At 41.0% G+C, this 13,969-nt stretch carries 11 protein-coding genes and 1 pseudogene; 9 read left to right on the forward strand and 3 right to left on the reverse strand.

The window, feature by feature from the left end; all coding sequences use genetic code 11:
• The first annotated feature begins 215 nt into the window (after positions 1 to 215).
• The 9 genes from DW059_RS09755 to DW059_RS09795 all read left to right on the forward strand — a co-directional run bounded on the left by DW059_RS09755 (position 216) and on the right by DW059_RS09795 (position 10,591).
• On the forward strand, positions 216 to 941 hold the full coding sequence (locus tag DW059_RS09755) for an ABC transporter ATP-binding protein (RefSeq protein ID WP_117698644.1): 726 nt from the start codon (positions 216 to 218) through the stop codon (positions 939 to 941).
• 14 nt (positions 942 to 955) lie between these two features.
• The gene (locus DW059_RS09760; RefSeq protein WP_117698645.1) at positions 956 to 1,873 is read left to right on the forward strand and encodes a SufB/SufD family protein; all 918 of its coding nucleotides are present in this window, start codon (positions 956 to 958) and stop codon (positions 1,871 to 1,873) included.
• 57 nt (positions 1,874 to 1,930) lie between these two features.
• Positions 1,931 to 2,782 carry an EamA family transporter gene (locus DW059_RS09765; RefSeq protein WP_117698646.1) on the forward strand — a complete coding sequence of 284 codons (852 nt, stop codon included), beginning with the start codon at positions 1,931 to 1,933 and terminating at the stop codon, positions 2,780 to 2,782.
• 20 nt (positions 2,783 to 2,802) lie between these two features.
• Positions 2,803 to 5,106 (forward strand): glycoside hydrolase family 31 protein, encoded by a 2,304-nt coding sequence (locus tag DW059_RS09770; RefSeq protein ID WP_117698647.1) that lies wholly within the window; start codon positions 2,803 to 2,805, stop codon positions 5,104 to 5,106.
• A 41-nt stretch (positions 5,107 to 5,147) separates the two neighbouring features.
• A complete protein-coding gene (locus DW059_RS09775) occupies positions 5,148 to 6,455 on the forward strand; it encodes a patatin-like phospholipase family protein (protein ID WP_117698648.1) in 1,308 nt (435 codons plus the stop codon).
• Positions 6,456 to 6,528: 73 nt separating this feature from the next.
• Positions 6,529 to 6,918, forward strand: a complete 390-nt coding sequence (locus DW059_RS09780) for a hypothetical protein (protein WP_117698649.1) — start codon at positions 6,529 to 6,531, stop codon at positions 6,916 to 6,918.
• Positions 6,919 to 7,113: 195 nt separating this feature from the next.
• Positions 7,114 to 9,648, forward strand: coding sequence for a hypothetical protein (locus DW059_RS09785; protein ID WP_117698650.1), 2,535 nt, complete (start codon positions 7,114 to 7,116; stop codon positions 9,646 to 9,648).
• A 185-nt stretch (positions 9,649 to 9,833) separates the two neighbouring features.
• Positions 9,834 to 10,088: an HPr family phosphocarrier protein gene (locus DW059_RS09790; protein WP_117698651.1), complete on the forward strand. Its 255-nt coding sequence runs from the start codon at positions 9,834 to 9,836 to the stop codon at positions 10,086 to 10,088.
• Between the two features lie 20 nt (positions 10,089 to 10,108).
• Positions 10,109 to 10,591, forward strand: coding sequence for a DUF6465 family protein (locus DW059_RS09795; RefSeq protein WP_117698652.1), 483 nt, complete (start codon positions 10,109 to 10,111; stop codon positions 10,589 to 10,591).
• Positions 10,592 to 10,654: 63 nt separating this feature from the next.
• Here the strand turns inward: DW059_RS09795 and DW059_RS09800 are convergent, their stop codons facing one another.
• The 3 genes and pseudogenes from DW059_RS09800 to DW059_RS09810 all read right to left on the reverse strand — a co-directional run bounded on the left by DW059_RS09800 (position 10,655) and on the right by DW059_RS09810 (position 13,968).
• A complete protein-coding gene (locus DW059_RS09800) occupies positions 10,655 to 11,842 on the reverse strand; it encodes a ribose-phosphate pyrophosphokinase (protein WP_022243630.1) in 1,188 nt (395 codons plus the stop codon).
• Between the two features lie 71 nt (positions 11,843 to 11,913).
• Positions 11,914 to 12,905: pseudogene (locus tag DW059_RS09805) on the reverse strand (ATP-binding protein).
• 34 nt (positions 12,906 to 12,939) lie between these two features.
• Positions 12,940 to 13,968, reverse strand: coding sequence for a DnaD domain protein (locus tag DW059_RS09810; protein ID WP_117698653.1), 1,029 nt, complete (start codon positions 13,966 to 13,968; stop codon positions 12,940 to 12,942).
• Between the last annotated feature and the right edge of the window lies 1 nt (position 13,969).

Here is a 13,969-nt window from a genome sequence, read left to right on the forward strand (position 1 = left end):
TTACTTTTGACTGAATAAGGATATATCTATTTAAGAAAAAAAACAACGGTAAATCTCGATAAAAATTTATTAATATTTCATTAAAAAGAATCCAAAATGTATAATAGAAGGGAAAGAAGTTGGCAAAAAAGCCATTTTGTGCTATCCTTTTTTTATAAAACCAGGTTCGCAGAGAGGCAGATAGGTGAATCTGATAGTAAGGTGAGGAAAGAGAAATGCTGGAATTAAAAGACATTAGTTTTCAGGTAAATGATGAAACAGCAGACAAGGAAATATTAAAAAATATCAATCTGAAGATAGAAGACCGGTTTGTGGCAATTACCGGACCAAACGGTGGAGGTAAATCCACGCTGGCGAAGCTGATTGCCGGAATAGTAACACCAACTTCCGGACAGATTTTATTGGATGGAGAGGATATTACAGGATTATCCATTACCGAACGGGCAAGAAAGGGAATCAGCTTTGCGTTTCAGCAGCCGGTAAGATTTAAGGGATTGACCGTAAAGGATTTGATTACACTGGCATCGGGAAAAGATATTTCCATCAGCCAGGCATGTTCCTATCTTTCAGAAGTAGGACTTTGCGCAAAGGATTATATTGGCAGGGAGGTAAATGACAGCCTTTCCGGTGGGGAGCTAAAGCGTATTGAGATTGCAATGATAATTGCAAGAGGAACCAAATTATCCATATTTGATGAGCCGGAGGCAGGAATTGACCTTTGGAGTTTTAACAATCTGATTCAGGTATTTGAGAATATGTATCAGAAAATCAATGGCTCGATTCTGATTATTTCACATCAGGAGAGAATCTTAAACATTGCAGACCGGATTATTGTAATTGCAGATGGAGAAGTAAGCACAGCCGGAAGCCGGGAAGAAGTGCTTCCAAAGCTGTTAGGCAGCAGTGAAGCCTGCTCTACTTTGATGGAAAAATTAGTCTAGGAAAAGGTGAGAAAATGGACAGTATAGAAAAGAATCTTTTAGCAGAGATATCAGATTTGCACAGCGTGCCGGAAGGTGCATATAACATCCGCAACAACGGAAAACTGGAGGCAAGAAATACAACTGCAAATATTGATATTGTAACTAAGAAGGACAAGCCGGGAATTGATATCTATGTAAAACCGGGAACAAAGAATGAGAGTATGCATATTCCGGTTATCTTAAGTGAAAGCGGCTTAAAGGACCTGGTGTATAATGATTTTTATATCGGGGAAGGTGCAGATGTGACAATCATTGCGGGATGCGGTATCCACAACTGCGGAGACCAGACATCACAGCATGATGGAATACACACCTTTTATATAGGAAAGAATGCAAAAGTAAAATATGTAGAAAAGCATTATGGTGAAGGGGATGGAAATGGAGCCAGAGTCTTAAATCCAACTACCGTGATCCACATGGAAGAAGGCGGATTCATGGATATGGACAGTGTTCAGATTAAAGGAGTAGACTCCACAATCCGTACAACCGAAGCAGATCTTAAAGAAGATGCGTCCCTTGTGATTCATGAACGTATTATGACTCATGGACAGCAGAAGGCAGAGACAGATTTTACGGTAGATTTAAATGGAGCACATTCCAGTGCAAATGTGGTATCGCGTTCGGTAGCAAAGGGAGATTCCCACCAGAAGTTTGTTTCTTATATTCGTGGTAATAATGCATGTAGCGGACATACAGAATGTGATGCCATCATCATGGACAATGGAAAGGTGGAGGCAATTCCGTCTCTTGCAGCAAATGATATCGATGCAGCATTGATTCATGAGGCAGCAATTGGAAAAATAGCAGGAGAACAGCTGATTAAGCTGATGACACTGGGACTGTCTGAAAAAGAGGCAGAGGAGCAGATTGTAAATGGATTTCTGAAATAGGATATGTATGGGGAATGAAGGGTGCAGGAAAGAACAAACAAGAGAAGAGGAATAAATATGTGGCTTGCATATGCATGTGGCTCTGCTTTTTTTGCAGGTATTACGGCAATATTGGCAAAAGTTGGAATTAAGAAAATAGACTCGAATCTTGCAACAGCAATCCGGACGGTTGTAGTATTGATTTTTGCATGGATTATGGTACGGCTTACCGGATCTTATACTCCAATCGGAAGTATAGGAATGCGGACGTTAATTTATCTTGCGTTATCAGGAATAGCGACCGGAGTATCCTGGCTTTGCTATTTTCGGGCATTGCAGCTAGGAGATGTAAATAAAGTAACACCGATTGATAAATCCAGTACAATCCTGACAATGATTCTGGCAGTCATTTTCTTAAATGAAGGACTGAACGAGAAGAAAATTATTGCCATGGTATTAATTGGCGTTGGAACGATGCTCATGATTACCAGAAAGAAAAGCGGTGGCACAAAGAGCCGGGCATGGCTTATCTATGCACTGCTGTCTGCAGTGTTTGCCAGCCTGACATCCATCCTTGCCAAGGTGGGAATAGATGGTGTGAATTCCAATCTCGGAACGGCATATCGTACTGGAGTGGTACTTGTTATGGCATGGGTGGTAGTATTTGTGACAAAGAAACAGAAGCAGGTCCGGAGTATGACCTTCCGGGATGGAATGTTTCTGATTTTATCCGGAATAGCGACCGGAGCATCCTGGCTTTGTTATTACCGGGCATTGCAGCTGGGCGAAGCCAGTGTAGTGGTGCCGATTGATAAACTAAGCATTGTAGTTACAATTGTATTTTCATCTGTGTTTTTAAATGAAAGACTACAGCCAAAGGCATTCTTTGGATTACTTATGATAGTGGGTGGCACATTGCTGCTGATATAAGCAAAAGCGGAGGAAAAAGTATGCTGGGAAAAAGAAAATCTTATTATGTGGAGAATGGAATCATTCATTTTGCATTTGAATATGGCAAGGGAAGTTTAGAGGTTCTGACAGATAACATTGTAAATGTGTTTGTTCCGTTCGAATGTGAGGAACATCGTTCAAAAGCCATCGAGGGAGAAAAGTCAAAGCATATACATTTTGATGTGCAGGAAGGAATTGACTATCTTGAGGTTCGGACTGCAAAATTAATCATACGCGTATATGATAATTTTATGGTGGATTTTTATGATGTGAATGGACAGCTTCTCTGTGCGGACTATCGTGGTGGAAGGAAATTTGCAACACAGATTAGTGAGAAATTTATCGAATTCTTAAAAGCAGAGGGACATGAGGTGCCACAGGCGACAGATAAGAATTATCATGTGCAGGCTGTAAAACGCATGGAAGGAGACGAAGCCTTCTATGGCTTTGGTGATAAAGCAGGGGTATTAAATAAGAAGAATTACGATTATGAGATGTGGAATACGGATAATCCGGCGGCGCATACGGAAGCCTTTAAAGCATTGTATAAATCGATCCCGTTCTTTATAACATTGCGTGAAAGCTGCGTATACGGAATCTTTTTTGATAATACCTGTAAGACTTATTTTGATCTGGCAAAAGAAAATAAGGAATACTATTTCTTTGGCTCAGACCGTGGCAATCTGGATTATTATTTTATTGCCGGGGATAATATGCCGGAGGTAGTAGCTGATTATACTTATCTGACCGGAAGAACACCGCTTCCGCAGCTTTATACATTAGGCTATCATCAGTCGCGCTGGGGATATGAGACTTCCGCAGAGATCCGCGCAATTGCGGATAAATACCGTGCATTAAAGATTCCGATTGATACGATTCATCTGGATATTGACTATATGGATGGCTACCGGGTCTTTACCTGGAATGAAAAGGACTTTGGCAGGCCTGGTGAAGTGATTGCAGATTTAAAGAAAAAAGGATTTAAAATTGTTACCATCATTGACCCGGGTGTCAAATTAGACCCAGGTTATGATATGTATGATGAAGGCATGGAGCAGGGATATTTTGCCAAGACACCGGAAGGGGATACCTATGTAAATGCAGTATGGCCTGGAGATGCGGTATACCCTGACTTTGGAAATCCGAAGGTAAGACAGTGGTGGGGAGAGAAACAGAAATATCTTGTGGACTTAGGAGTCCGCGGTGTATGGAATGATATGAATGAGCCGGCAAGCTTTCGTGGAGAACTGCCGGAAGATGTGGTATTTACAGACGAAGACAGACCATGTGACCATGGCCAGATGCACAATGTCTATGGACATCTGATGGCAAAGGCTACCTATGAAGGCTTGAAGAAGCAGGACGGCAGAAGACCATTTGTAATCACCCGTGCCTGTTACAGTGGTTCCCAAAAGTATACCACAGCATGGACAGGGGATAATCAGAGCCTGTGGGAGCACCTGCGGATGGCAATTCCGCAGATGTGCAATCTGGGATTATCCGGTATGGTATTTATCGGAACAGATGTAGGTGGATTCGGTGCAGATGTGACGCCGGAGCTGTTGTCAAGATGGGTACAGGTCGGCTGTTTTTCACCGTTGTTCCGGAATCATTCTTCCAAGGGTTCTACCAGACAGGAGCCGTGGCTTTTCGGAGAAGAGGCGTTAAATATTAACCGGAAATATATTGAACTTCGCTATAAATTACTGCCATACCTTTATGATTTATTCCATGAGACGGAGCAGAATGGTATGCCGGTAATCCGTCCACTGGTATTGCATTATGAGAAAGATAAAGAAACCTGGAATCTCAATGGAGAATTCCTGTTTGGAGAGCATATGCTGGTAGCCCCTGTAGTAGAGCAGGGAATGACGAAGAAGCTTTTGTATCTGCCGGAGGGAATCTGGTATGACTATGATACAAGGGAAAAATATACCGGAAAGCAGTATATTGTAAAAGATGCACCTCTTGATGTATGTCCGGTTTTTGTAAAAGCAGGAAGCATTATCCCATGTTTTGAACCGATGCAGTATGTGGGAGAGATTGAACTGGATACCCTGATTCTTGATGTATATCCGGGAGAAGGCCGTTATGTGCATTATCAGGATGACGGAGAAGATTTTACATATCAGGATGGTGAATATAATGAATATGAGATGACCGTCACAAAGGATGAGACATTAACGGTCCGGATGCTGCATAAAGGTTATGAAAAAGTATATAAGAAATTTGTGATATGTTACAAAGGGCGTAAAAATGAGTTCGCATTCAATGGCGAGAAACTGACAGTCTGGCTTTCTTAAAAGAAAGGCAGAAGCCGGGAGATAACCGGAGGAGGACTTATATGAAACGTGGAATTGCATTAAGTGGAGGCGGTACGAAAGGCTCTTATGAACTGGGAGTCTGGAAAGCATTAAATGAACTTGGCATTGATTATCAGATTGTAACCGGAACATCCATAGGTTCCATTAACGGAGCCTTAATGGCAACGGGAGATTATGACAGAGCGTATGAACTATGGAGCACCATAACCATGGAAGATATGATGGAGGATGGAATCAATCTGACGGATACCATAGAGGGCATGTATGACCAGAGAGAGACAATTGGTCCATTCCTGAAAAAATATATAAAGAATAAAGGTGCAGATATTTCACCTTTTACTGCTTTTATTGAAACACTGATAGAAGAGGATAAGATTCGGAAATCAAAGACAGACTTTGGATTGGTTACGGTGGAATTTCCGTCTTTAAAACCCTGTGAACTGACAAAGAGTGACATTCCGGAAGGACTTATGAAAGATTATATTCTGGCATCTTCTGCAATTTTTCCATTATTTCCGATGCATAAAATCGGAGAGACAACGTATCTGGATGGATGCTATTATGATAATCTTCCGATTGACCTTGCTATCCGAATGGGAGCACAGCAGATTATTGCTGTTGATTTACATACATCACCGGCACACGATGCCTATGCAAAGCGGCCGTATGTAACTTATATCAAGCCAAGCCGCTCCCTTGGAACCATGATGAATTTTGCCCATGCTCTTTTAATGGCAAATGCCAGAATGGGATACCAGGATACCATGAAGGTTTATGGAAAATATTATGGCTATGTATATACCTTTGAAAAGGAATCCATGGAGAAATACCGCAGGGCAATGGATCACTTTTTGTATCGGATGACAGAACTGGATTTACTGGTAAGGGATGAAATGCCGGTAAAACGTTTTGCTAAGAAAAGTGAATTTAATAAAGTACATACACTTCTGGCAGAACGAAGTGAAAAGGAGAAAATGTCACCGAGGGAATATTTCCTTGCAGCGGCAGAAATCTGTGGAGAGGTATTTGATGTAGATGCAGCAATTGAATATTCCATGGAACATTTTGTGGAAACACTTCATAAGAAGTTGGCAGATGCAGAGTTGAGACAGGTGACAGAATGTATCATTGCACATAAATTAAGGGAGCCGGCAGGACTGATTGCAGAGGTTAAAAACTTTGGAAAAGAAATGCTGGTAGCTGCGGCTGCATATTATGCGGCACAACAGGACACACTGACGTCAAAAGAAATTCTGAAACTGCATGCCATGTTCCCAAAGGAACTGACAGCGGTATTATTTCTGATGTCGTTGGAAACAAACAGATAACAGCATTTTTGCCGTCAACAAACAGTCTCTGCTGCATATATTATACTGATGAGAATCAGGAGAGAAGGAAACATTGGATTATAATCAGGATATTTTCTTTAAGATGCAACAGCAGCAGATGCCAGGCAAACAGCCCTTTTACATGACAAATCCAATCCAGAATCTTTACATGACGGAGTTAGAATATCAGAGGGATTTAGACCGCATGAAAGAGATGTATCCGCTGGAGATAAGAAAAGTGCAGGAGCTGGTGGAAGAAGAATGCGATAAGATGGAATATGAGGGAAGTCTCATGTTTGACGAGTATCCGGACCGGCTGATGTTGCGGCAGATTTGTAAGAGAATCCGTGATAAGGCGGGACTTGGGGAAAGCCGGGAAGGAATGGATGCTCCGGAAATTCTTCTGTTTCATGAGATGTTTTACCGCAGATGCCGTTACAGACGCTGCCGCAGATGCTGGTAGCGGATAATAAAATAGAGGTTGAGCTTTTGCAAAAAAGGAATTACAATATAGCTGTCGTTTTTTGATGGCTATATTGTTTGTTTACGTGAGTAGCGAGAAAAATCGCATGCCTGCATGCAGATTTGACGAGCACCGCGATAACTCGAGAAACTCGCAAAGCGTGTTTTTCGTAGTTTAGGAAGATGAGGAATACAGATGAATAAAGGAATGATTCGGGCACTGGTGTTAGCAGGTGTGTTTCTGGTATCAACCGTAGTGTTTAGCTTTTTGACAAATAAAACAAATCCCGATATGACAACAGAACTGGAGGAGGCAACGCTGCCGACTGTCCAGCTTTATTATAAAGAGCAGAAAATCAATGAACTCTACGGGTATGTAGATGAAATGAATGCAGTTTACATGAGGGACAGCATTACGCCGATTGATACGGACAGGCTGCTTCCAATCCGCGTTCAGAATGGAAGCTATGCAGTGGATGAACTTTCCTATGAGATCCGGAGTATGGATACTAAGCGTCTTATTGCAGATGCGAAGGTAGATAGTTATTCCCAGAAGAATGGAGTGATTACAGCAGACCTTCCGATTCAGAATCTTCTGGATTCCAATGCAGAATATCTGTTGATTATACATTTACTGCATGGGGATGATACTTTAAATTATTATACAAGGATTATTGAACCGCAGGATTGTTATGTGAAGGAAAGCATTGATTTTGCAAAAGATTTCCATGAAAAAACATTTCAGGAGGATGGAAGCGGCTCTCTGGCAACTTATATGGAACCGGATTCTTCTGCGGATAATACCACACTTGCCAATGTCAGTATTCATTCCACACTGCGACAGGTAACATGGGATAAATTCAATGGGACCGTTCTGACGGACCCATCGGTAAGCATCAAAGAAATCAATAATTCCTATAATGTAATTCTATTGGATTATGTAGTGACGGCAACCGGAGATAATGGGGAACTGGAATATTATAATGTAGAAGAATATTACCGTGTCCGTTATACCAATGACCGGATGTATCTATTGAATTTTGAGAGAACCATGGATGAAATTTTCCGGGCAGAGAATGATGATTTTTATGAGAATTATTTACAGCTTGGAATATGTTCGTCCGATATGGAATATAAGAGTAATGAGACAGGAAGTATTCTCTGTTTTGTAAAAGAAGGAGAACTCTGGTGTTACAATGCGACAGAAAAAAAGCTTTCCCAGGTGTTCAGCTTCCGTGGTTATGAGGGGATTGATTCCAGGGAAAATCATAAGGAACATGATATCCGGATTATTAAGGTGGATGAAACAGGAAGTGCTGATTTTGTTGTGTATGGTTATATGAACAGGGGAAACCACGAAGGTCAGGTGGGTGTAGGTGTTTATCATTATGACAGCGTGGCAAATACAGTAGAAGAGGAACTGTTTATACCATCCACCCACTCTTACGAAGTGCTGAAATCAGAACTGGGACAGCTGATGTATGAAAATGAAAGTGGAATGTTCTACATTATGATGGGTGGGACACTGTATGAGATTAATCTTGCTACTACCAAAGAAAAGGAAGTAGTCAGCGGATTTGAAACAGGAAATTATGCGGTATCAGAGAATAACCAGTTTGTTGCTTATATTGCAGATGGCAACAGTGACAGCGGTTCGAAAATTACTGTTCTGAATCTGGAGAATTCGAAAAGCTTTGAAGTGGCAGCGGCAGCAGGAACGTATATCCGGCCACTGGCATTTATGGAAGATGATTTTATCTATGGAGAGGCAGATGACAGTGATGTGTATACAGATTCTGCCGGAAATGTACAGTTCCCGATGAATCATATTTATATTGTAGATACGGATGATGAAGAACACGGAGTGTTAAAAGATTATCATAAGGATGGATATTATGTAGCGTCTGTAGAAGTTGTGGATTATACTATTTATCTGAACCGGGAACAATATAACGGTATGGCTTATGTTCCGGCAGAACAGGATACGATTATGAATCGTGAGGGAGATTCTGCAGAAGTAGTCAGCATTCACAGTACGGTAACGGAACGAAAACAGACGCAGCTGCAGCTGCAATTATTACAGGAAGAAGAGATAAGCTCGGATCGTCTTCTGACTCCGAAACGGATTGTATTGGAGTCACCGAGAAATGTGAATCTGAAAGAGCCGGAAGAGACAGATTATTATTATGCTTATTCTGCCGGAAGAGTAGTGCTGGCAACAGATAATGCGGCAAAAGCCATTGCAGTGGCAAATGATAATGTGGGCGTTGTGGTAGGAAGCAGACAGCAGTATATCTGGAAGAGGGCAAGAAAATCTTCCCAGTCACCACTGACGATTACAATAGGTGATGCAGACGCATCCGGAACAACGATAGCAAAAGCAATCAATGGTATGCTTTCGATGCAGGGATTAAATGTTGGTGTAGGAGAATTGATGACATCCGGAAATACACCAAAACAAATTTTAAAGGATACCCTGCAGGACTCTGTAGTCATTGATTTGACCGGAAGCGATCTGGATGCAGTGTTATATTATGTCAATCTGGGAACACCGGTATTTGCCATGAACAGTGGAAGCGAAGCTGTATTGATTACAGGCTATGATAACGCAGGAGTCTATATTTATAATCCGGCAACCGGTGCAACAGAGAAGATGTCAATGACGGATGCACAGAATTTATTTGATACAGCAGGTAATGTATATTTTGCTTATATGAAAATGGCAGAATAGGGATGCAGGCAGAGACAGGCGTGAAAAAGACGCAAAAAACGTATAAAATTGCCTAAAAAAAGCCGAAGTTTTTTGGCAGTTTCGGTATTAGTGCTGTATTTTCACAAAGTCTATTGCAAAATCTGTTCGTGTAGGATATATTAACTTTTGTACTAATTGTACTACTTAGAAGCGAGGAAGATAACATGAGTAGAAAAGAAGTTACAGTTTCAAACGTTTCAAAAAAACACGATAATCCAATTGCAGAGTTGGTTCAGGTTGCCTGCCAGTTTGACAGCAATATTACTCTGGAAAGTGATAACCGTAAAATTAATGCCAAGAGCATCATGGGAATTATGGCATTTAATCCGTCCAAAGGAATGACGGTTAACATTGTTGCAGAGGGAAATGATGAAGAAGAAGCCCTATTAGCAATGGAGAAGTTTTTAGTGTGTGATTAATTTTCAGGGAGGGAATTATAATGCAGAAGAGACCAGTTGAAAAAGCAGCCGAAGTAAAGGCAGCAGTAAAAGCTACAGAGACAAAGGCAGTAGTTAAGGCAGAAGAGGTTAAGGCAGAAGCAAAAGAAGTTGTAGCGAAGAAAGCAGAAACCGTAGTAAAGAAAGCGGAAGAGACAGTTAAGAAGGCAGAGGAGACAGCAAAGAAAGCAGAGACAACTGTAAAAGCAGCAGCAAAGACTACCGCAAAGAAAGCAACCAAGAAAGCAGCGGCTAAGAAAACTACTAAGGTAGAGAAGAAAGAACTTGTACCGGAAGTATTTGTTCAGTTTGATGGTAATGAAGATGTTGTTGCAAACGTGATTGAGAGAGCAAAAGAAGCTTTCACAGCAGACGGACACAGAGCATCCAGCATCAAGTCTTTAAAGGTTTATTTAAAACCGGAAGAATATGCAGCATACTATGTTATAAACGATACATATGCAGGCAAGGTTAACTTATTCTAGTTTTATTTTGCCCATGATATTAAAATGGCTTCGGAATTCCGAAGCCATTTTTGCTGTTGTTATTTATTTCTTTTTCTGATTAGCTTTATATTTCTTTATAAGCTTCTGGATACGCTCGTTTGGATCTAAGAGCTCGCTGATAGAAGCATCATGATTCAATGTATCAATAATATAAGCAATATATTTGCTCATGTCACAGTTGATATAATATGGACGGCTTAAAAGCTCCGGAGTCTGATAAGTCAGGTTGGTGGTAACTACACGGTAGATAGTTCCATCTTCTACAGCTTTATCGAATTTTTCCAGACCATTGGTGAAAAGTCCGAAGGTTGCAACGACAAAGATTCTGTTTGCTTTTCTCTTCTTTAGTTCGGTTGCAACGTCAATCATGCTTTCTCCGGAAGAAATCATATCATCGATAATCAGAACATCTTTTCCTTCTACGGAAGAACCTAAAAATTCATGTGCGACAATAGGGTTACGTCCGTCAACAATTCTGCTGTAATCACGACGTTTGTAGAACATACCCATATCCAGACCAAGTACACTGGAAAGATAAATTGCACGTCCGGTACCACCCTCATCCGGGCTGATAATCATCATGTGGTCAGAATCAATCTGTAAGTCAGGAACGTTTTTGCAGATACCTTTGATAAACTGGTATGCAGGCTGAACAGTTTCAAAACCACCCTTTAAAGGAATTGCATTCTGGACACGAGGGTCATGTGCATCAAATGTAATAATGTTGTCAACGCCCATGGCAACCAGTTCCTGTAAAGCCAGTGCACAGTCTAAAGATTCCCTGGTGCTTCTTCTATGCTGGCGGCTTTCATAAAGGAATGGGATGATAACAGTAATTCTTCTTGCCTTGCCGCCAATTGCAGCAATAATTCTCTTTAAATCCTGATAATGATCGTCTGGGGACATATGGTTTGTCTGACCGCACAGAGAATAAGTAAGGCTGTAGTTGGTGACATCAACCATAAGATAAAGGTCATAACCACGAACCGTTTCTTTGATCATTCCCTTTGCCTCGCCTGAACCAAAACGAGGGGTAACTGCTTCAATGATATAAGAATCACGTTTGTAGCCCATAAAAGCTGCATCATTCTGGTGCTGATGCTGTCTTTCGTCTCTCCATTTGACAAGGTATTTGTCAACTTTTTCTCCTAATTCCTGGCAGCTCTGTAATGGAATAATTCCAAGAGAACCAGTAGGAAGGGTTTCTAAGTTTCTTTCACTGTTTGACATGAATAGGTTCCTCCATAGAAATAATTTATCTTATATAGTTCAATAGATATAGCATCTAATTGAATGCGTAATTAATGCAGCTTTTTCTTAAGACGGATATCGTCCCCAAAAAGCTTAATCATCGTATAGCTGCTGAAGATGCGGGAGCAGATACGCTCGGAATATACATCAGCAAGCTGGTCGATACTTAAATTCGTAGAATCAATGTTGATTTCTGACGCAGCATACGTTCGTTCAGACACAGGAAAAGCCGGGATGCCGTAAAGGAGTTGGCAAGCTCGGTTCCAAGGTCATCAATGATTAAAAGATCACAGTCGAAGATATTCTGTCCGGCAGCAGAAGCTGCAGCGTCCTTCTGGAAAGTGTCCTTTTCAAATATATCAAATAATTGGAAGGCTGTAAAATAAATAACGGAATGTCCTTTATCTAAAAGCTCTTTGGCAACGCAGTTTGAAAGAAAAGTCTTACCGACACCGGTTGCTCCATAGAAAAAGAGATTTTCAAAAGAGGTATCGAAATGCTCAATAAAGGACTTACAGTCTGCAACAGCTTTTTTTGCAGTATCATAAGCAGATAATCCGGTTGTGGGATTTATCTGCTCTTTGGAATAGTATGCATAAGAGAAATTCGAAAAATTCTCTTTGGCTAAAATATCTTTTACATTAGACTGCGTATAGACTAAATCAATGGCAGCCTGTACAAAACAATGACAGCGTTCATTCCCAATATAACCGGTATCCTTACAGTCCTTACAGGTGTAAACCGGTTCCAGATAATCAGCCGGATAACCCAGAGAAGCAATCAGATTCTGTTTCTCCCTGCGAAGAGCAGCAAGCTGTTCTTTTAATGAAGAGAGAACAGAGGAATCTTCTGCTCCATCATCAGATAAAAGCTGTTTTGCACTTGCTACTGAGATGGAAGAAATCTCGTTGTCTATTTCTGTAAGGCGCGGACATTTTCCGTAGACTTCCTGAATGCGTTCATCCAGAAGATGCTGATTGTGAAACTGTCTGGCATTATATTGCCGGATTAAAGTATCGTATTGTGAATTATTAAGAGACATGAAATGCTCCTTTAGTATTCCTGAAAAAAGTGTCTTAATTATTTAAGAGCTGTTTTTCAAGCTGTTCAAAATTATAGGTACGCTGTGAAAAATTGTTAAACCGGTTGGCGGCAGTCTTGTTTACGGTGACATTGCGGGAAGAAGATGCCTTGCTTTTTTTGTAAGCAGTGTCTAATATAGCAATATCCTCTAAATGGTGGATATTGCATTTATGCCAGTTCTCTAAGATGGTATCGGCATACTGGAAGCTTGGCTGATTTGTCGCCTGCAGTGTCCGTTTGCATGCCTCGGAAATGATATCCAGTGTAAATCCAAACTGGCTGGTCCATTTATCTACCAGTTCAAGTTCGTATTCAGCCAGTTTTCTGCCGCTGATTCCAAATGCCTTCATGACACCATAATGTGTCTGCTTATAGGCACTGGAAGAACGTCTGGCATCCTCCGCAGTACGGATAGAAGAAGCAGACCAGGAAAGGGCAATCTTGTCCATATAGCGGATGCTCTTATGACCGTTGTCCACACAGGATTCTACCAGATATTCAATCAGGTCTGTGGAGAATTTCAATTCATCTGACCAGTAAAGAATGGTTTCATAATCCTTGATGGACAAAGGATGTCCGATATAGCGTTCAATAATGAATAATAAATCACTGGAAGCCTCATCGTTCTGGAAAGACAGAATCTGGTCTTTCGTATAGGATGGACGGATATCTACAGAAGATACTTCCGTAGGCTTTTCCACATGTTCAGAATCCTGCGTAACCGCAGAAACAGGCTCACACAGGCAGATGCCGGTAAGCTGTTCGCCGGAATTATATTCTAACTGGAGTAAGTGTTTCTTCTCCCAGTATTTTAAGGCACGTTTAATATCCTTTTCTGTATGGTCAAATTTATCAGCCATCTTAGAAATGGAAAAATTCTCAGCTGCGTTGATGCAGCGGAGTAAATATAAATAAATTTTTACAAATTCTCCATTGGCATCTGCCATATACTCATCAATAAAGGTATTGGATACGCAGGTAACCGTGGATTTGCTTTTCGTATGTAATGTTATGTCTGTCATA

Source organism: Roseburia sp. AF42-8 (assembly GCF_003435965.1).
In the GTDB taxonomy this organism is placed as follows: Bacteria; Bacillota; Clostridia; order Lachnospirales; family Lachnospiraceae; genus Roseburia_C; species Roseburia_C amylophila.

Coding starts and splice junctions, on each gene's coding strand:
- DW059_RS09785 (WP_117698650.1), top strand. CDS start 7,114: ATGAATAAAGGAATGATTCGGGCACTGGTGTTAGCAGGTGTGTTTCTG.
- DW059_RS09790 (WP_117698651.1), top strand. CDS start 9,834: ATGAGTAGAAAAGAAGTTACAGTTTCAAACGTTTCAAAAAAACACGAT.
- DW059_RS09795 (WP_117698652.1), top strand. CDS start 10,109: ATGCAGAAGAGACCAGTTGAAAAAGCAGCCGAAGTAAAGGCAGCAGTA.
- DW059_RS09775 (WP_117698648.1), top strand. CDS start 5,148: ATGAAACGTGGAATTGCATTAAGTGGAGGCGGTACGAAAGGCTCTTAT.
- DW059_RS09755 (WP_117698644.1), top strand. CDS start 216: ATGCTGGAATTAAAAGACATTAGTTTTCAGGTAAATGATGAAACAGCA.
- DW059_RS09765 (WP_117698646.1), top strand. CDS start 1,931: ATGTGGCTTGCATATGCATGTGGCTCTGCTTTTTTTGCAGGTATTACG.
- DW059_RS09800 (WP_022243630.1), bottom strand. CDS start 11,842: ATGTCAAACAGTGAAAGAAACTTAGAAACCCTTCCTACTGGTTCTCTT.
- DW059_RS09760 (WP_117698645.1), top strand. CDS start 956: ATGGACAGTATAGAAAAGAATCTTTTAGCAGAGATATCAGATTTGCAC.
- DW059_RS09770 (WP_117698647.1), top strand. CDS start 2,803: ATGCTGGGAAAAAGAAAATCTTATTATGTGGAGAATGGAATCATTCAT.
- DW059_RS09810 (WP_117698653.1), bottom strand. CDS start 13,968: ATGACAGACATAACATTACATACGAAAAGCAAATCCACGGTTACCTGC.